General features: G+C 41.7%; 19 protein-coding genes. All 19 read left to right on the plus strand.

Annotated elements, in window-relative coordinates; all coding sequences use genetic code 11:
* Positions 1–141 precede the first annotated feature (141 nt).
* The 19 genes from dprA to SRRS_RS11700 all read left to right on the plus strand — a co-directional run bounded on the left by dprA (position 142) and on the right by SRRS_RS11700 (position 18458).
* Entirely contained in the window at positions 142–1224 is a 1083-nt protein-coding gene (gene dprA / locus SRRS_RS11610) for a DNA-processing protein DprA (RefSeq protein WP_371368952.1), read from the plus strand.
* Complete coding sequence (gene topA / locus SRRS_RS11615; protein WP_371368953.1) at positions 1224–3422, plus strand: type I DNA topoisomerase; 2199 nt, start codon at positions 1224–1226, stop codon at positions 3420–3422. Before dprA ends, topA begins: the two co-directional genes overlap by 1 nt.
* Positions 3415–4710, plus strand: coding sequence for a methylenetetrahydrofolate--tRNA-(uracil(54)-C(5))-methyltransferase (FADH(2)-oxidizing) TrmFO (gene trmFO, locus SRRS_RS11620; RefSeq protein ID WP_371368955.1), 1296 nt, complete (start codon positions 3415–3417; stop codon positions 4708–4710). Before topA ends, trmFO begins: the two co-directional genes overlap by 8 nt.
* Positions 4711–4815: 105 nt before the next feature.
* A complete protein-coding gene (xerC, locus tag SRRS_RS11625; RefSeq protein ID WP_371368956.1) occupies positions 4816–5760 on the plus strand; it encodes a tyrosine recombinase XerC in 945 nt (314 codons plus the stop codon).
* A gap of 20 nt (positions 5761–5780) precedes the next feature.
* Positions 5781–6311, plus strand: a complete 531-nt coding sequence (gene hslV / locus SRRS_RS11630) for an ATP-dependent protease subunit HslV (protein ID WP_371368957.1) — start codon at positions 5781–5783, stop codon at positions 6309–6311.
* Positions 6312–6325: 14 nt separating this feature from the next.
* On the plus strand, positions 6326–7726 hold the full coding sequence (hslU, locus tag SRRS_RS11635; RefSeq protein ID WP_371368959.1) for an ATP-dependent protease ATPase subunit HslU: 1401 nt from the start codon (positions 6326–6328) through the stop codon (positions 7724–7726).
* Between the two features lie 35 nt (positions 7727–7761).
* Positions 7762–8538, plus strand: a complete 777-nt coding sequence (gene codY / locus SRRS_RS11640; protein WP_371369802.1) for a GTP-sensing pleiotropic transcriptional regulator CodY — start codon at positions 7762–7764, stop codon at positions 8536–8538.
* Positions 8539–8728: 190 nt separating this feature from the next.
* Positions 8729–9148 carry a flagellar basal body rod protein FlgB gene (flgB, locus tag SRRS_RS11645; RefSeq protein ID WP_371368961.1) on the plus strand — a complete coding sequence of 140 codons (420 nt, stop codon included), beginning with the start codon at positions 8729–8731 and terminating at the stop codon, positions 9146–9148.
* Between the two features lie 2 nt (positions 9149–9150).
* Positions 9151–9588 (plus strand): flagellar basal body rod protein FlgC, encoded by a 438-nt coding sequence (gene flgC, locus SRRS_RS11650; protein ID WP_371368963.1) that lies wholly within the window; start codon positions 9151–9153, stop codon positions 9586–9588.
* A 12-nt stretch (positions 9589–9600) separates the two neighbouring features.
* Positions 9601–9903 carry a flagellar hook-basal body complex protein FliE gene (fliE, locus tag SRRS_RS11655; RefSeq protein ID WP_371368965.1) on the plus strand — a complete coding sequence of 101 codons (303 nt, stop codon included), beginning with the start codon at positions 9601–9603 and terminating at the stop codon, positions 9901–9903.
* Between the two features lie 93 nt (positions 9904–9996).
* On the plus strand, positions 9997–11553 hold the full coding sequence (gene fliF, locus SRRS_RS11660; protein WP_371368967.1) for a flagellar basal-body MS-ring/collar protein FliF: 1557 nt from the start codon (positions 9997–9999) through the stop codon (positions 11551–11553).
* A 16-nt stretch (positions 11554–11569) separates the two neighbouring features.
* Positions 11570–12580, plus strand: coding sequence for a flagellar motor switch protein FliG (gene fliG / locus SRRS_RS11665; protein WP_371368968.1), 1011 nt, complete (start codon positions 11570–11572; stop codon positions 12578–12580).
* Positions 12573–13346 (plus strand): FliH/SctL family protein, encoded by a 774-nt coding sequence (locus SRRS_RS11670; protein WP_371368970.1) that lies wholly within the window; start codon positions 12573–12575, stop codon positions 13344–13346. Before fliG ends, SRRS_RS11670 begins: the two co-directional genes overlap by 8 nt.
* Positions 13343–14659: a flagellar protein export ATPase FliI gene (gene fliI, locus SRRS_RS11675; protein ID WP_371368971.1), complete on the plus strand. Its 1317-nt coding sequence runs from the start codon at positions 13343–13345 to the stop codon at positions 14657–14659. The genes SRRS_RS11670 and fliI overlap by 4 nt, the downstream gene beginning before the upstream one ends.
* 21 nt (positions 14660–14680) lie before the next feature.
* Complete coding sequence (fliJ, locus tag SRRS_RS11680) at positions 14681–15133, plus strand: flagellar export protein FliJ (protein ID WP_371368973.1); 453 nt, start codon at positions 14681–14683, stop codon at positions 15131–15133.
* A 2-nt stretch (positions 15134–15135) separates the two neighbouring features.
* Entirely contained in the window at positions 15136–15678 is a 543-nt protein-coding gene (locus SRRS_RS11685; RefSeq protein ID WP_371368975.1) for a lytic transglycosylase domain-containing protein, read from the plus strand.
* 18 nt (positions 15679–15696) lie between these two features.
* Complete coding sequence (locus tag SRRS_RS11690; protein WP_371368977.1) at positions 15697–16356, plus strand: MotE family protein; 660 nt, start codon at positions 15697–15699, stop codon at positions 16354–16356.
* A 30-nt stretch (positions 16357–16386) separates the two neighbouring features.
* Entirely contained in the window at positions 16387–17826 is a 1440-nt protein-coding gene (locus tag SRRS_RS11695) for a flagellar hook-length control protein FliK (protein ID WP_371368979.1), read from the plus strand.
* Positions 17827–17843: 17 nt separating this feature from the next.
* On the plus strand, positions 17844–18458 hold the full coding sequence (locus SRRS_RS11700) for a flagellar hook capping FlgD N-terminal domain-containing protein (RefSeq protein ID WP_371368980.1): 615 nt from the start codon (positions 17844–17846) through the stop codon (positions 18456–18458).
* Position 18459 lies beyond the last annotated feature (1 nt).

Here is an 18459-nt window from a genome sequence, read left to right on the forward strand (position 1 = left end):
AAAAAAATATATAATTTAGGCCTTTTTACTCTTGACCAATGGAATTTAACCCAGTTATAATTGCTAGTATTACGATTTTTACCAAGTACTTACCATATGCTTTTGGCGTTTCAATGCTAGCTAAATGTGGAGGAACTGGATATGGAGCAATATTACTTGGCTGCATTACAAAGGATGTCAGGTATTGGCAGTTCACGCATTAAGGCCTTGGTTGATTATTTTGGTAGCGCCCGGCAGGCTTGGTTAGCTGACCAGGGCGATTTATTTTTATCCAAGTGTCTTGATAGCACTTCTTGTAATAATTTACTTGCTCAACGGGACAAGATAGATATACATAAACTGGCTGAATCCTTACTCAAAAAAGGAATATCTATATGTATTTTATCTGAAGATGATTATCCAGCTTTGTTACGAAACACTTATAACCCACCATACGTGTTATATTATCGTGGAACTTTGCCAGCAGATGATAAGCTTATAGCCATCGTCGGGTCGCGCAAAGCGACAGCCTATGGTAAGAATGCCGCGACTATGCTTGCGGCGACTTTGGCTGAAGCCGGTGTGGGGATTGTTAGTGGGGCAGCACGCGGAATTGATACTGCCGCCCATCAAGGGGCGGTGGGCAAGGGGTATACAGTAGCCGTACTTGGTTCAGGTGTGGATGTTGTTTATCCACCTGAAAATGCTAAGCTGTTGGCTAATATTGCCGAAAGCGGGTTAGTAATCTCTGAATATGCACCCGGCACAAATGCCCATCCAAGGCAGTTTCCCGCCCGTAATCGCATTATTAATGGTTTGGCACATGGAGTTGTTGTAGTGGAGGCCGCTGAAAAGAGCGGGGCACTAATAACTGCTGACTTTGCCTTGGAAGAAGGCCGCGATGTATTTGTAGTGCCAGGCAGTATTTTTGCTGGCAGCAGTAAAGGGGCTAACGGTCTTATCAAACAGGGGGCAAAACTTGTGGATAATGCATCAGATATATTGGATGAATATGGATGGGGGTCCATAGCGAATTCTAAACCAATGCCTAATCTCTCATCTGAAGAACAGGCAGTGTATAACTTATTGGATTATGAAGAACCTATTGGAATTGAAGAAATTGTAACAAAAGTAAAGGTACTGCCGGCACGAGCTGCATATATATTATTGCAACTTTCATTACGGGGTTTGACGGTCGAATATAGCACCCAACGCTATATTCGCGCCGCTAGGGAGGGAATTTAGTGAGCAAAGCTCTAGTTGTAGTAGAATCCCCGGCTAAAGCCAAGACAATTGAAAAATTTCTTGGAAAGAATTATACGGTTAAGGCTTCTATGGGACATTTGCGCGATTTGCCTAAAAGCCAGTTTGGTGTTGATATTGAGCATGATTTTTCACCTAAATATATCAACATTAGAGGCAAGGGCGAATTAATTAAAAGTTTAAAAGATGCAGCAAGAAACGCCGATACTGTTTATCTGGCGACAGACCCTGATCGTGAAGGGGAAGCAATTGCGTGGCATTTAGCCCATATACTTAATATCCCAGAGAATACTACTTGTCGTATTGAATTTAATGAAATTACAAAGCCTGCTATCCAGCAGGCCGTAAAAAAGCCGCGTCCAATAAATCTGCCAAGAGTTTATGCCCAACAAGCTAGAAGGATACTTGACCGAATTGTCGGTTATAAACTCAGCCCTCTTCTTTGGCGAAAAGTGAGAAAAGGGTTAAGCGCTGGCAGAGTACAGTCTGTTGCCGTTCGGTTAATCTGTGACAGGGAAAAAGAAATTCAGGACTTTATACCGGAAGAGTATTGGACGATTACAGCTAACTTAAAAGAAAAGAGTAATGCAAAAGCCTTTAGTGCAGAACTTGTTTCAAAAAACGGCGATAAATTAGATGTTGAAAACCAACTACAGGCTGATACAATAGTTAGCGAATTAAACCAAGCCAAATATATTGTAAGTGACGTAAAAAAAAGGGAGAGAAAGCGTAACCCATATCCACCATTTACTACTAGCAGCTTACAGCAGGAAGCGGCTAGGAAACTTGGGTTTACTTCCCGTAAAACAATGATGGTTGCACAACAATTGTATGAAGGTCTTGATATTGGTAAGGCCGGCCAAGTAGGCCTAATAACTTATATGCGTACTGACTCGACTCGGGTGGCAGAAATTGCCCAGCAGGAAGCTAGAAGTTATATTGAAAACAAATTCGGCTTGGACTATCTGCCTGCCAAAAGTCCAGTATACTTAAATAAAAAATCGCAGGATGCCCATGAAGCCGTTAGACCTACCACTCTGGATTTACCGCCTGACACTATTAGTGCAAACTTAACCAAAGATCAGTTAAAGCTATATACTCTTATTTGGGAAAGATTTATTGCAAGTCAGATGGCACCTGCTGTTTATGACACTCTTACCATTGAAATTATGGCCGGGTGTTATAAACTTAAGGCTACTGGTTCACAACTGAAATTTTCCGGTTTTTTGGCTGCTTTTAGCGGTGCTATCGGCAAAGGCAAAGAAGTGGAACAAAACGCGGACAGTGACTTGGATAATGAAACGACATTACCTGAGCTTAAAACAGGGCAGGTATTACAGTTAGCCAAGGTAGATGCCAAACAACATTTTACTGAACCCCCGCCCCGGTATACAGAAGCATCTTTAGTAAAAGTAATGGAAGAAAAGGGGATTGGACGCCCAAGCACATATGCACCGACTATTGAAACAATTGTTGAACGAGGGTATGTGGAGCGTATTGATAAAAAGTTTCAACCTACGGAATTGGGCTTTGTCGTTCTCGATCTCCTGAAACAATACTTTAAAAAGATCGTTGACGTTGAATTTACTGCGGGAATGGAAGATCAGCTAGATGATATAGCAGAAGGAGAAGAATCCTGGCTTGTTGTGCTGCAGAATTTTTATGATCCCTTTGCGAAAGACTTAGGTATTGCAGACGAGGCCATCGGGCATGTGGAACTGCCTGTAGAAGTATCTGATATTCCCTGTGAAAATTGTGGACGAATGATGGTCATAAAGCAAGGACGATATGGCAACTTTTTGGCATGTCCGGGATTTCCCGCCTGCCGTAATACAAAGCCGATATTAAAAGATACCGGCGTAAAATGCGCTAAATGCGGGGGCGCCATTGTTGAACGACAGACTAAGCGCAGAAAAGTCTTTTATGGCTGTGAAAACTATCCAACGTGTGATTTTAACACATGGGATGTGCCATTAAAAGAGAATTGCCAGGTGTGTGGGGCCTTTATGGTTCGGCATAAATATAAAAATGGTGGTTTTGCAACCATTTGCAGTAATGAAAAATGTTCATCCCGGCAGGTCGCTGAGAATAAAGAAAGCACAATTAAGGAAGAAAAAGAAGAGTCTACTACGACAAAGCAGAAAAAAAGTTCTGCTAACCGGAGGAAGAAAAGTGGCTAAAGTAACCGTCTTAGGCGCTGGGCTAGCCGGCAGTGAAGCTGCTTGGCAGCTGGCTGAAGCTGGTATCGATGTGGAATTGTATGAAATGCGTCCCAAAGTTATGACTCCAGCTCATCATACCCCTTTGTTTGCCGAGCTGGTATGCAGTAACTCATTAAGAGCTGCTGCGATAGAAAATGCCGTTGGTCTTTTGAAAGAAGAGATGAGAAATCTCAATTCACTAATCATGAAAGCTGCCGATAGTACATATGTACCTGCAGGTGGAGCGCTTGCTGTTGACAGGAATGATTTTAGCCGATTCATTACTGAAACTCTTACAAACCATCCGCGAGTCTCAATAATAAATGCTGAAATGCAGGAAATACCTGAAGACAGACCACTAATAATTGCTACTGGGCCATTGACTTCTCCTGGGCTATCGCAGGCTATTGGCAGACTTACCGGCAATGACTATCTGTATTTTTACGATGCAGCTGCACCTATAGTTACTGCAGAATCTTTAAATATGAACGTTATCTATCGGGCATCACGTTACGGTAAGGGTGACGACGACTATTTAAATTGTCCAATGACCAAAGAACAATACGAACTTTTTTGGCAAGAATTAACGCATGCAGAAACTGCACCTACAAAAGAATTTGAAAATATGATAGTATTTGAAGGTTGTATGCCAATAGAAACCATGGCAGCTAGGGGGATTGATACCATGCGTTTCGGCCCTATGAAGCCAGTTGGTCTAAGGCAGCCTGAGACCGGGGAAATACCCTATGCCGTTATACAGCTTCGGCAGGATAACTCCGCAGCTACTCTTTATAATATTGTCGGCTTCCAGACTCACCTCAAGTGGCCCGAACAACAACGGGTATTTAGGCTTATACCCGGGTTAGAAAATGCTGAGTTTGTCCGCTATGGGGTCATGCATCGAAATACTTTTATTAATTCTCCTAAAATATTGCTTCCGACATTACAAATGAAAAACCATTTGCAGATATTGTTTGCCGGGCAAATTACTGGTGTCGAGGGGTATGTTGAATCAGCAGCATGCGGCCTGATAGCTGGTATTAACGCCGGCAAAATAGCGCAGGGGCTTGCACCGCTTATTTTTCCTGAAGAAACGGCTCATGGCGCTTTATGCCGGTATATTACCCAAGCTGATCCGGCGAATTTTCAGCCCATGAACATTAATTTCGGGTTACTGCCACCATTGGGACAAAAGATAAGAGACAAGAAGCTTAAGAATAAAACCATTGCCGACCGGGCTGTAGCGGCGCTAAAAGAATTTTTTTGAATAATATGACAATAATGTTGCGGAATTTTCATAGGTATGTTAGTATAATAGTAATTTCCGCAAAATCCCTATAAATGCTGATTTTTGTCGAAAAGAATGATAATTATGCAGAAAAATGTCCAATTAAGTCAAACAAATATTCTTGTAGATCAATTCTTATTCTACTTAAAAATTGAAAAAAACTCCTCGCCGCACACCATACATAATTATCAACGAGATATTTTTCAATTTCTCGACTTCATGACAAGTCAAGGTGTAGCCGAGGGATCGTTGGTTCACGTCAATCCTCTGTTAATTCGTAGTTACTTAGCATCGCTAAAATCACAACAGTATGCAAAGGCGACCATTATGCGACGAATTGCAGCACTTAGGTCGTTTTTCCGGTTTTTATGCCGGGAAAGTATTTTACCTGAAAACCCGTGTAATGCAATAAGGACACCAAAACTGGATAAAAAGCTGCCCGTTTTTCTTGATACTAACGAAGTTAGCGAGTTAGTCTCGTTGCCTGATAACAGTCCCTTGGGTCTTAGAGATAAAGCCATATTAGAAATGTTGTACGCGACTGGTGTTAGAGTAAGCGAACTTGTCAATATTACATTATCTGATATTGATTTTACCGGACGGACTGTTATTGTTACTGGTAAAGGGGCTAAACAGAGAATTGTCCTAATGGGACGTATAGCTGAGGAAACAATAAAAAGGTACTTACATCATGCGCGGCCTGTATTATGCGCTAATTCCGGCAATTATGGCCAGCAATCGGGAACGGTTAATAATCATCTTTTTGTTAATAACCGGGGTGGTTCTTTAACCGACAGAAGTGTGCGTCGGATTATTGAAAAGTACGTAGAAGTAATGGCACTAAAAAAGAATGTCAGCCCACATACCATTCGCCATACTTTTGCCACTCATTTGCTGGATAATGGAGCCGATCTTAGATCAGTGCAGGAACTTTTGGGGCACGTTAATTTGTCGACAACTCAGCTTTATACTCACGTAACCACAGAGAGACTTAAAGCAAATTACAAAAAGTCTCACCCACGTGCATAAGATTCCTTGGAGGTGATATCATGTTTCATGCTACAACAATTGTTGCTGTTCGCCATCAGGGAAAGACTGCTATTGCTGGTGACGGACAAGTTACTTTTGGCCAAAATACTGTGATGAAGCACAATGCAAAAAAAGTGCGGCGTCTTTATCATGGTAAAGTTTTGGCAGGATTCGCTGGTTCGGTAGCAGATGCATTTACTTTATTTTCAAAGTTTGAAGGAAAGTTAGAAGAATTTAATGGCAACATGATGAGAGCAGCAGTAGAACTTGCCAAAGAATGGCGCTTAGACAGGGTTTTAAGAAGATTAGAAGCGCTGCTCATTGTTATTGATGCTGAACATCTTCTTATCATATCTGGAAACGGTGAAGTTATTGAACCAGATGACGGGGTAACTGCCATTGGCTCCGGTGGGCCATATGCCTTGGCAGCAGCGAGGGCTTTGGTGCAGCATTCTACATTGGATGCCGCTCATATTGCCCATACAGCACTAGAAATTGCCGCCGGTATTTGTGTTTATACCAATGATCACATTACCGTTGAAGAGTTATAAAGTTGAAGGGGGGGATGATTTTGCTGGAACTTACTCCAAGAGAAATAGTTAATGAATTAAACAAATATATAATAGGTCAGCAGCAGGCAAAAAAATCAGTAGCTGTGGCACTTAGAAACCGTTGGCGCAGCAAAAGGCTGCCTGTAGAGCTTAAGGATGAAATTATCCCTAAGAACATTTTAATGATTGGGCCTACTGGTGTGGGAAAAACAGAAATCGCCCGGCGTTTGGCAAAACTTGTCAACGCACCTTTTGTTAAAGTGGAAGCGACTAAATTTACGGAAATAGGTTATGTTGGCCGTGATGTAGAATCCATGGTTCGTGACTTGGTCGAAACATCGATTCGAATGGTTAAGCAGCAAAAAATGCTTGAGGTAAACGACAAGGCTCGTGATTTAGCTAACGAACGTATTATCGATCATTTTGTTCCACCCTCAAAAAAAGACACTACGCGCAATCCGTTTGAAATGCTTTTTTCCGGTGGGATAAATGCTACGCAAGAAAAAACTGCAGATCCGGAAGAACCTCAGGTAGCCAGTGCAGGCCGCGAATGGTGGCGTAAACGCCTTCTTACTGGAGAACTTGAGGAGGATCTGATTGAAATTACAGTAGAAGATAGCGGTCAGCCGGTTATGGGTATGTTTGCCGGTACAGGAATTGAAGAAATGGGCATGAACATTCAAGATATGCTTGGAAACTTAATGCCTAAGAAACAAAAAAAGCGTAAAGTGACAGTGGCCAATGCCAGAAAGATTTTCATTCAAGAAGAGGCACAAAAACTAATTGATATGGATGAAGTCACTACCGATGCGGTTAGTTTGGCCGAAAATTATGGTATAATATTTCTTGATGAAATCGATAAAATAGCGGGTAGGGGTCATAATTCGGGGCCTGACGTTTCGCGTGAAGGTGTGCAGCGCGACATATTACCGATTGTTGAGGGTTCCACTGTTGTTACAAAATACGGACCTGTGAAAACTGATCATGTTTTATTTATTGCCGCCGGTGCTTTTCATGTTTCGAAGCCTTCCGATTTAATACCGGAATTACAAGGGCGTTTTCCCATTCGGGTTGAACTGACAAATCTGTCTAAGGAAGATTTTCGACAAATACTTACTGAACCGGCTAATGCACTAATAAAACAGTATATTAGCTTACTGGAAACCGAGGGTATAAAAGTTGAATTTACCGAGGACGCTATTGATGAGCTTGCAGATATTGCCTGCCGGGTTAATGTTCAAACAGAAAACATTGGCGCCCGCAGGTTGCATACAATTTTAGAAAAGTTACTGGAAGACTTGGCATTTGATGCACCCGATGTCGAGGAGCAACAAGTTGTCATTAATCGCGAATATGTAAAATCAAAACTCGATCACATCGTTGTTAATCAAGATTTGAGCCATTACATTTTATAATATATTTGCTTTAAAATTTGAAAGGTGGGAATATGATGTCATCATTGTTAGAACGTACGCGCGCAATTAACAAACTGCTCCAAAAATCAGAAAAGGTTGAGTATAGCGAAGTTTCAACAGTGCTTAGTACTGTTATGGCTGCGAATGTTTATATTGTTAGTAAAGATGGTACTGTTTTAGGTTATGCTTTGCTGGATGATTTTGAATGCGATCTCATGCGTGATAAAGTACTGAGATTGGGGCAATTTCCGGAGAGATATGTTCAATGGTTAAGAAAAATTGACCAAACATCTCCTAATCTTCGGTTGGAAGGCGGGTTATGTACTTTTAGTGAAGGTACTTCTTGCTTGTTCCATGATAAATATACTACTATCGTTCCGATTCATGGTGTTGGTGAAAGAATAGGTACGCTAATCGTTGCAAAATTTAGTGCTGAATTTGTCGACGATGATCTTATTTTAGCTGAATATGGTGCAACAGTTGTAGGCATGGAAATGCTGCGTGACCGTAGCGAAAAAATTGAAGAAGAAGCCAGAAAAAAGGCTACTGTACAAGTAGCCTTAGGCACATTATCTTACTCGGAATTAGAGGCGGTTATGCATATTCTGAGTGAACTTGAAGGAAATGAAGGTCTGCTGGTTGCTAGTAAAATAGCAGATCGTGTAGGTATAACCCGTTCAGTAATTGTTAATGCGTTGCGTAAATTTGAAAGCGCAGGCGTAATCGAGTCGAAGTCTCTTGGTATGAAAGGCACATACATAAAGGTGCTTAATGAACGTTTGTTGGAAGAACTAAAAAAGCTTAAAAAGTAAAGTGAAGGTTGTAGATTATCCAGCTGCTACTACTAAGCAGCTGGATTTTTTGTTCGAGAAAACCGTATCCTTTTATGAAATAATTTTAAAGGATTTTAGTTTATTTTGTAGAACTATGCATAAGGTTAAAATGTCTTATATGACATTTGTGTAATTGCGTAACTAAAAGATTATTAGGAGGTCCAGCGAAGTGCTAAACTCACTATTAAAGTCAACTCAGGTTTCTATTTTAGAAAAAGCGTTGAGCGCAGCCTCACTTCGTCATAAAGTAATTAGCAATAACATCGCTAATGTAAACACACCTAAATTCAAAAAAAGTGAAGTTAGTTTTGAAGATCAGTTAGAATCCGCTATGAATGAAAAAGAAACACCAATCGCCAGGACTCATCCACGGCATTTACCGATAAAGTCGATTGGAAAAGATATTGATATTGAGCCTACTGTCAAGACCATTAACACTACTTCTTTCCGAAGTGATGACAATAACGTTGATATCGATATTGAAATGGCGAGTCTGGCGAAAAATTCAATTTATTATGACGCGGTTGCTCAACAAATCAATAAATATTTTTCGAATTTAAAATCATCAATTAATGGAGGGAGAAGCTGATTATGGGATTATTTCGAGCTATTGATGCTGCCGGTTCCGGTATGACAGCCGAGAGGCTTCGTATGGATGTCATATCTAATAATATAGCGAATGCAAATACCACCCGTACTGCTGACGGCGGTCCGTACAAGCGTCAAATGGTAGTGTTTGAACCACGCTCCGGCCAAGCTTCTTTTAGTCAAATGCTGTCTAAACAAATGAATGATGCGGGAGAGGGAGTTAGGGTTACCGGGATTATTAAAGATAACGCTCCTTCAAAATTGGTATACGATCCAAACCATCCTGACGCCAATCGCGATGGATATGTGGAAATGCCCAATGTTACCATTGTAAGTGAAATGGTTGATATGATAACAGCTTCTAGAGCATATGAGGCAAATGTAGCAGCTGTAAACGCAGCCAAAAATATGGCACTGAAAGCCCTAGAGATAGGAAAATAGGAGGCATAAAAAATGCGAGTTGAAGCTCTAAAATTAATGCCTGTCAAAGGTACGCTGCCTGAAACAAAGCAAGCTGACAGTATTCAGAAACCGGAAAAGTCATTTGGCGAGTTTTTAAAAGATGCGTTAAATAACGTAAATAACTTACAGAACGAATCTAAGAAAGCCTCGCTAAATCTAGCTGCAGGTAAAGTTGAAGATGTTGCGGAAGTAACAATCGCTGCGGAAAAGGCTACCATCGCGCTGCAACTTACGATGCAGGTTCGCAATAAAGTTGTGGATGCATATCAGGAAGTTATGAGAATGCAAGTGTAAGTTCTTTACTAGAAACGTTCGATGTTGCCAACTATGTGCTATTATAATTTATTTTAGGTGTATAGGATTTTCCGTAACTGAAAGGGTGGAGACATGGCTGATTTGAAAGAACAGTCTCTGCGCCTTTGGCAAAATATGAATAATAAACATAAGTACATAATTGCTGGTGTAGCTGCATTTATTTTTATTGCTATTTTATCATGGAGTTATTGGTGGGGTAGCAGGCCGGACAATGTACCTTTGTTTACTACACTCGAAGCCGAAGACGCAGGTAAAGTTACTGCAAAATTAAAAGAAATGAAGGTTGCCTATGAAGTTCAAACTGGCAGTAACGGTACTGTCATATTAGTCCCGTCTAAGGATGTACATAAACTAAGACTGGAGCTAGCCAGTCAGGGCTTGCCGAGAGGAAACAAAGGGTTTGAAATTTTTGACCAAAATAAGTTTGGGACAACGGAGTTTCAAAATAAGGTTCAACTCCTCCAGGCTATCCAGGGTGAATTAGCACGAACTATTGAACAAATGGGAGAAGTAGAAAAAGCCCGTGTTCATATAGTATTATCAGAGGATAGTCTCTATAAGAAAACAGAGAAGCCGGCAACCGCTTCCATTATGCTTAAATTGAAACCTCAAACTGAATTATCACAGCAACAAGTAAAAGGGATTGTCAACCTTGTGGCTCATAGTGTACAAGGATTGAAACCGGAAAACATTACCGTTGTAGACAGTTTCGCCAGAGTGTTAAATGATCAGTCAGAAACACCACCTATGGCAGGTTCTGTTGCACTTACTCAGTTCGAAATGACCAAAAAGGTTCAGGAAGATTTACAGAAAAATGTTCAATCTTTGCTTGATCAGACACTTGGTCCAGGCAAAGCTGCTGCTAGGGTTAATGTTGAACTTAATTTTGACCAACGAACTTTAGATCGTCAAGTTTTTGAACCTGTGGTTGATGATAAAGGCATTGTTCGCAGTTCTCAAGATACGAACGAAAGCTATCAAGGAAATTCTGCTAATGCTCCAGGGGGTGTTCCGGGAACAACATCTAATATTCCTGGATATGTTGCTAATAACAATACGCAATCGAATTACGAAAAGAAAGACTCAATCCGAAATTATGAGATAAATGAAACAAAAGAGAAAGTTATTAGTACACCGGGGTCGATTAAGCGGGTAACCGTAGCGGTACTTGTTGACGCTTCTCTTCCCAAGGCACAGCAAGCAAGTCTTACAAAAACCGTAGCATCTGCAATTGGTATTAATCCGGTACGTGGTGACACTATTGCCGTCGAAAATATTCAGTTTAATACAGATTTTGCTGATAAGCAGCGAAAAGAAGAAGAAGATAATGCTAAGCAACAGCAGCAGTTAATGATGCTCAAAGTCGGACTTGTTGTTCTTGTTATCTTGGCAATTCTTTATTACTTCTATCGGAAGCGGGCTCTTAAGCGTGAAGAAGAAGAGGCGCTGGAGGCTCTTGCTCTTGAGCCTCAGCCTCTAGAGGCTGAGGAAGAAGAGGCGGCTGCTAAAGAAGAATTAAGTGCCCAAGAAAAAGAACGTACAGAGCAGCGCAATTCAATCGAAAAATTTGCCAAGTCGCGTCCTGAAGATGTAGCACAAGTCCTTAAAGTATGGTTAGAAGAAGAATGATGGAGGTGTCGGGGCTATGTACCAGTCAAATGAATTGACAGGCAAGCAAAAAGCGGCAATTTTGTTAATTGCTTTAGGGCCTGACATCTCAGCCCAAGTATTGAAACACATGCGTGAAGATGAAATTGAAAAATTGACGCTGGAAATTGCCAATCAACGTAAACTATCTCAAGAACAAAAAGATAAAGTGTTGGCGGAATTTCATCAAATGTGCTTAGCCAAAGAGTATATCTCTAATGGTGGTTTAGACTATGCCCGTGAAGTATTAGAAAAGGCTTTGGGATCGGAAAAAGCAGTATCAATAATTAACCGTTTAACCACTAGCTTGCAAATTCGTCCTTTCGATTTTGCCCGTAAAACCGACCCAAGTCAGTTGCTTAACTTTATACAGAATGAGCATCCGCAAACAATTGCTTTAATCATGGCGTATCTTCAGCCGGAACAATCGGCCGCGATTGTTTCGTCTTTACCGCCTGAACGGCAAGTTGACGTTGCGCGAAGGATCGCAACAATGGATCGTACTTCACCTGACGTTATCAGAGATGTTGAAAGAATACTTGAACGAAAACTTTCCTCTCTGGTTACGCAAGATTTCACCGCTGCCGGTGGTGTTGATTCCATTGTTGAAATCCTTAACCGTGTTGACCGTACTACCGAACGAACCATAATTGAAAATATGGAAGTACAAAATCCTGAATTAGCGGAAGAAATTAAGAAACGCATGTTTGTCTTTGAAGATATTGTTCTTCTCGACGACAGATCGCTCCAACTTGTACTTAGAGAAATTGATAATAAAGACCTGGCTTTAGCGCTTAAAGCAACTTCCGGTGAAGTGGCCAATAAAATTTATAAAAACATTTCAAAACGTGCTGCTGAAATGCTCAAAGAAGAAATTGAGTATATGGGTCCGGTACGCATCAGGGATGTAGAAGAATCACAACAAAAAATTGTAAATAATATCCGTCGTCTCGAAGAGTCCGGCGAAATTGTTGTTTCGCGTGGTAAAGGAGACGAAATAATTGTCTAAGATTATAAAGAGTGTATTGTTTGAAAGAAATGCCGTGGTTGTTATCAAACCTAAACCTATGCCAGTACCCGAGCCAGTGCATGTGCATGAACCTGAACCGAAGGTCCAGGTTCCAGAAATAGATCTGGAGGCCATACGGGCCGAGGCAGAAACTATTATTGCCAATGCCCAGTCGGCGGCAGCGCAATGCATGACGGAAGCTGAAAAAAAATCACAAGAAATGGCGAAGCAGGCTTATGACGAGGCTTATAGCAAAGGCTGTGAGGACGGACTTAATCAAGGCTTTCAGGAAGGCTTTGAACAGGGTAACCAAACGGCGTTAGCAGAGATGCAACAAGCAATGAAACAATCGCTCGAAAAGGCAGAACGGATGATAAAGTCAGCTGAACTAGAAGCTAGTCAAATGATTAATGATGCCGAACACCAAATAGTTGAAATTGCTCTTGCCATAGTTAGCAGGGTGTTGGCCAGAGAGATTGAAGAAAATCCAACAACCATACTGCCGATCGTTAAAGAAGCGTTGGCAAAAGTCCGCGACCAGGATCAAATTGTAATAAGAGTAAATCCTGAAGATTATGAAATGGTTCTTTTAGCCAGGCGAGATCTTCAACTGATGGTTGGCCGGGAAAATGCTATTACTATAACTGCTGATCATATTATATCTGTTGGCAGCTGTGTTATCGATACCGCTTTGGGGACAGTAGATGCAAGATTGGATACAAAACTGGAGTTAGTCTATAAAGCTATTAGGGAAGTTTTGCCATGAGTAAGGTATTTGATCCTACCAACTATCTTTCCGCTATTTATAATACAGATACTATGAAGCTAAATGGCAGGATTACACAAATCATTGGCTTAGTAATTGAATCCCAGGGGCCTCATGTAAACTTAGGAGAATTGTGCTATATTCATCCACGTAACCTAGGCGAACCAATTCCCGCCGAAGTTGTAGGGTTCCGTGAAAATCGAGTTTTATTAATGCCAATCGGTGAATTGCAGGGGATTGGGCCAGGCTGTGAAGTAGTGTCGGCTCATAGGACGCTTAAGGTAAGTGTGGGACGGCAGCTTTTAGGGCGTGTATTGGACGGTCTTGGCAATCCGATTGATGGAAAAGGACCGTTGATTAGCAATACGCAATATCCGCTTACTGCAACACCGCCGCCACCATTAACACGGCGGCGAATTTCGGAAGAACTTGGTGTGGGCGTTCGTGCTATCGACAGTCTGTTAACTCTTGGACGTGGACAACGTGTAGGAATTATGGCCGGTAGCGGCGTAGGAAAAAGTACTTTGTTAGGAATGATAGCCCGAAATACTGAGGCAGATATTAGTGTGATTGCCCTTATAGGTGAACGCGGGCGTGAAGTCCGGGAATTTATTGAGCGCGATTTGGGAGAAGAAGGGCTAAAACGATCTGTTGTAGTGGTTGCAACTTCCGACCAGCCTGCGCTGGTAAGACTTAAGGGCGCTATGACGGCTACTGCTATTGCAGAGTACTTCCGCGACCAAGGCATGGATGTCATGTTCATGATGGACTCTGTTACTCGATTTGCCATGGCGCAACGCGAGATCGGGTTAACAGTTGGAGAACCTCCGGCAACCCGTGGGTATACCCCTTCGGTATTTGCCTTGTTGCCTAAATTGCTGGAACGTTCCGGGACAGGCGACCGTGGTTCGATAACGGGGATTTATACGGTACTCGTTGATGGCGATGATATGAATGAACCTATCGCTGATGCCGTCCGCAGTATATTAGATGGTCATGTTGTTTTGACGCGGAGCCTAGCTGCACAAAATCATTATCCGGCCATTGATGTTTTAGCCAGTGTAAGCCGGGTAATGACTGAAATTGCTGATAAGGAGCATATTCAATGCGCACAACGATTGCGAACCTTGCTTGCTACCTATCGTGAGGCTGAGGATTTAATTAATATTGGTGCCTATGCTCACGGCAGTAATCCTACTATTGACCAGGCAATTGCTGCTATCAGCGAGATAAAGAATTTTCTTCAGCAAGAGGTAGATGAAAATACGCCAATGACAGAAACTATTGAGCGTTTAAAAACGCTTGTTGCTTAAAGCGGTTAAAGGTGGTAGACCATGAAAAAATTTCGGTTTCGCCTTGAAACGCTGCTAAAATTTCGCAAAATGCGCGAAGAAGAAGCTCAAATTAAGTTAGCCGAAGCTAACATTAAGTTACGTAAAGAACAGGACATACTAAAGGACTTGCGAAAAAAACAGGCAGATATCTTTCTGCTTTTAAATCAAAAGCAAACAAATTCTCCAACAATAGAAACTCTTAAGACCTATAGTTATTATATCGATAAAATAAAGAGCGATATTACTGCTCAACAGGAAGAAGTGGCTAAGGCAGCGGCATACCGTCAAGAATGTCTTGTTGTAATGGAAGACGCAATGAAACAAAGAAAACTTGTTGATAATTTGCGAACAAAGCGTTTAGAGCAATATAACGATGAATTATTGCATGAAGAACAAAAAATTCTTGATGAGCTTGGAACGCAGGCCTACATGCGTGACAGGGAGAGTGTGTAAAAGTGTTACAGGGTGTTAATCAAGTTAAGCAGAGAATTGAAGAAATAGAGCGGCGTTTTGTGCCAGTCGCTCCTTCAGGACACGCCAATGATAATTTTGCAACTGCGCTTTCAGCAGCTACTAGTCAACAAACAAATGAAAAAACTACGAGTGTTTCGGGGGTTGTCCAGGGCGGCGACATTCAGAAGATGATTCACTTAGCTGCTGCTAAATATGGTGTCGATCCTAAGTTGGCCATGGCTGTGGCCGAAGTCGAGTCAGGCTTGTCTCAAGACGCTGTCTCACCGGTTGGTGCAGTCGGAGTAATGCAATTGATGCCAGAGACAGCCCGCTCGTTAGGGGTTCATAATATTAATGATGCCCGTGAAAATATTGATGGTGGTGTTCATTACCTTAAGCAAATGTTAACAACGTTTGGCGGGGATGTTACTAAAGCTGTAGCCGCTTATAACGCAGGGCCGCAAGCAGTCAAGAACTATAATGGGGTTCCCCCCTATAGCGAAACACGTAACTATGTAGCCAGGGTGCTATCACTGGCTAAGTAGAGGAGTCTATAACTAATTATGGCTGAAAAACCTAAAACTTCTACTGCCAATTCAAAACGATCACCTGTTGTACCGCCACCCGTACCGGAGGTACCGAAATCTAAGTTTGGTTTAGCGTTCAAAGTAATAGCCATAGGCTTAATATTATGTATTCTAGTTGCCATAGGTTTTGCTGCAGGCATTTATTTAAAATTAATTAACGTAGAGAAAATTGCCAATGATATGAACTTGTCGCAGAATCCGGTAGTTGGTCGGTTTATGCCTAAAACCAATTTTGAGCCGGTAGAACTAGAGGAAGATGGCAGCACTGTTCCAGAACTGCCTCTTACACAGCAGATGCCGGCACAGCAATCTCCTATACAGCAGCAACAACTAATGTCGATGCCGCAGTCAGATACCCCTACTGTGATTACTAAGGAAGATCTGGAAAAGCAGGCTAAACTCCAACAACAGCAAGAAGCTAAGCGTGTTTCTAAGCTAGCCAGGCTATATGGAGGAATGAAGCCGGAAGCGGCTGTATCGATAATGAAAGAACTTGATGATCCTACAATAATTGCTATTTTTGGCAAAATGGAGGAAGAGCAAGTTTCAAAAATTTTATCCATGTTTGAGTCTAAACGCGCAGCTCGTATAACTTCCGATATGTTGAAAGGCCGGGTTCAACAACCCAGCCTATAGCATAATAGCTTGTTGAAAGGAGGTGAAAAAATGAATTTGGCGCTTAATTTATTGTCGACGAAAAATTCGGCTTCTCCACAAACGACGCCAGCACCAAGTTACAATAAGCCGAAAAACGAACAGAAAAATAACTTTAGCGATACCTTAAGTAATGCTGTTTCGAAGCAAGCTGCTAAACAAACTATTGATGATCAGGAACAGACCAAACCTGCCTTGCCTAATATGCCTTTAGGTTACGGTAAAAACAGTATCAGTTCTGCTAACGATGTGGTTCTTCCAGTAACACCGGATAACCCTTCGCCCGAGGCTGTAAAACCTGAAGACAATAGTTTGAATCAACCAAATATGGATTTGACGGCAAATATTAACGCTGGCGCTTTGGTTCTGCAGGTGATGCCATTGCTGCAAGAAACAACAGCTAGCGAAAATATGACACCGGCAGAGCAAGCAATTTCGCCAATAGGTGCTTCAGTGGAAAAAGATTCCCAGTATAAAAGTATTTTACCTGTACTGCCAGAACAAGACAAATTGACTTCTGAATCTATGCCTAACAATGAAACTACTCCCAACCAGACTGGTCAGGAACAACCGGTACCTGCGAATTCCTTGCCGATAGTTCAAAAAAGTGATATGAAGTCGAATGAAGCGGCGGCAGCCAACGGTATTTTAACTACTGATGCCAATCAGACTCTAGTAGAAACGGTTGCGAAACCAGTTGGGAGCACGAAACAAAGTACACAATCTGTCGAAGTGCAGGGTGAGGCTGAAGGGAAAGCAGAGTCGGCAATATCCAACCAATCTGTTGTACCAGGTGCGCTTGCTAGAGAGACGAAAAAAGATTCTACTGGCGGGGGCCATAAGGAGAATTTGTTCGAAGCGGCTTTGTTAAAGGAAGCCAAGTTGCAGAAAATAGCCAGTGTCAACAATGAAGCATTTCCCGGACACATGATTCAAGGGCTCGACGTTGCACCGGTTACATCTAATAATACACCAAGTGTAGCTAATACTGCTGAAGTTCAACAACCAAACCTGCCTGCTGATGTTCATGAAGTTGCTAAGCAGATAGTCGAACAAACAAGATTAATTACTAAGCCGCAAAATACCGAAATGATTATCAAACTTAAGCCGGAGCATCTTGGTGAGCTTACTCTTAGAGTAGTTATTGAAAATGGTGCAGTAAATGCTAGTTTTCATTCTAACAATTCCGAAGTACGTAACATTATAGAGGCTTCTTTACCTCAGCTAAAACAAGATATGTCTAACAGCGGTCTTAAAGTGGATAATGTCAGTGTCTATGCTGGGTTGAGTCAGTTCTTACCTAATCATGATCAAGATAGAAGTTCTCGCCAGCAAATTATTAAGTTTACTAATAAAAAAGCAGGTAAGGATTTCGTTGAGGCAATTGATGATGAAATGAGTACAGAAAAGTTAACTGGTAATTCAGAAACGGGTGTGGATTACCGTATTTAGAAAGGGGAGGTGCATTAATGGCTGATACAACTGCAGTCAACAATAATACCCAAACTTCGTCAACAGACAATACTCAGAATAAAACCAAAACTACTACCAAAAAAAATGATACTCTTGGTAAAAATGATTTTTTAAAACTGCTTATCACTCAGCTTAGATATCAGGATCCAATGAATCCTATGGAAGATAAAGATTTTATCGCGCAAATGGCGCAATTTTCCAGTCTGGAGCAGATGCAAAATATGAACACCTCGATTCAGATGAGCCAGGCTAGCAGTATGATTGGTAAAGTTGTAAGTTGGATGCAGAAAGGGCAGCCAGCCTATGGTGTGGTATCTTCCGTACAACTGGTCGACGGAGAAGTTCAACTGAACATTGGCGACAGCGTTACTGTACCATTGAATGATATAAAAGGAGTAACAGATATTCCTGTAGATAATACTACCGGGCAGATGACTCAGGCTAGCGCGCTAATCGGCAAAACAGTAGGCTGGATGAAGGACGATAAAGAGATTTTTGGCGTAGTGAATGCCGTAAAACTAGTCGACGGGGTACCAAAACTGGTCATTGGCGATAACACTGTAGGGTTGCGTGAAGTTACAAGCGTCAAGAGTAGTTCCACGGGAGCCTAAC

Origin of the sequence: Sporomusa rhizae (assembly GCF_041428845.1) — a bacterium.
GTDB lineage: Bacteria > Bacillota > Negativicutes > Sporomusales > Sporomusaceae > Sporomusa > Sporomusa rhizae.

What these genes read in the sequence shown, in the direction of transcription:
- dprA (WP_371368952.1), top strand. Translation starts at nt 142, where the DNA reads ATGGAGCAATATTACTTGGCTGCATTACAAAGGATGTCAGGTATTGGC.
- xerC (WP_371368956.1), top strand. Translation starts at nt 4,816, where the DNA reads ATGCAGAAAAATGTCCAATTAAGTCAAACAAATATTCTTGTAGATCAA.
- hslV (WP_371368957.1), top strand. Translation starts at nt 5,781, where the DNA reads ATGTTTCATGCTACAACAATTGTTGCTGTTCGCCATCAGGGAAAGACT.
- hslU (WP_371368959.1), top strand. Translation starts at nt 6,326, where the DNA reads ATGATTTTGCTGGAACTTACTCCAAGAGAAATAGTTAATGAATTAAAC.
- codY (WP_371369802.1), top strand. Translation starts at nt 7,762, where the DNA reads ATGTCATCATTGTTAGAACGTACGCGCGCAATTAACAAACTGCTCCAA.
- flgC (WP_371368963.1), top strand. Translation starts at nt 9,151, where the DNA reads ATGGGATTATTTCGAGCTATTGATGCTGCCGGTTCCGGTATGACAGCC.
- fliE (WP_371368965.1), top strand. Translation starts at nt 9,601, where the DNA reads ATGCGAGTTGAAGCTCTAAAATTAATGCCTGTCAAAGGTACGCTGCCT.
- fliF (WP_371368967.1), top strand. Translation starts at nt 9,997, where the DNA reads ATGGCTGATTTGAAAGAACAGTCTCTGCGCCTTTGGCAAAATATGAAT.
- fliG (WP_371368968.1), top strand. Translation starts at nt 11,570, where the DNA reads ATGTACCAGTCAAATGAATTGACAGGCAAGCAAAAAGCGGCAATTTTG.
- fliI (WP_371368971.1), top strand. Translation starts at nt 13,343, where the DNA reads ATGAGTAAGGTATTTGATCCTACCAACTATCTTTCCGCTATTTATAAT.
- fliJ (WP_371368973.1), top strand. Translation starts at nt 14,681, where the DNA reads ATGAAAAAATTTCGGTTTCGCCTTGAAACGCTGCTAAAATTTCGCAAA.
- SRRS_RS11690 (WP_371368977.1), top strand. Translation starts at nt 15,697, where the DNA reads ATGGCTGAAAAACCTAAAACTTCTACTGCCAATTCAAAACGATCACCT.
- SRRS_RS11695 (WP_371368979.1), top strand. Translation starts at nt 16,387, where the DNA reads ATGAATTTGGCGCTTAATTTATTGTCGACGAAAAATTCGGCTTCTCCA.
- SRRS_RS11700 (WP_371368980.1), top strand. Translation starts at nt 17,844, where the DNA reads ATGGCTGATACAACTGCAGTCAACAATAATACCCAAACTTCGTCAACA.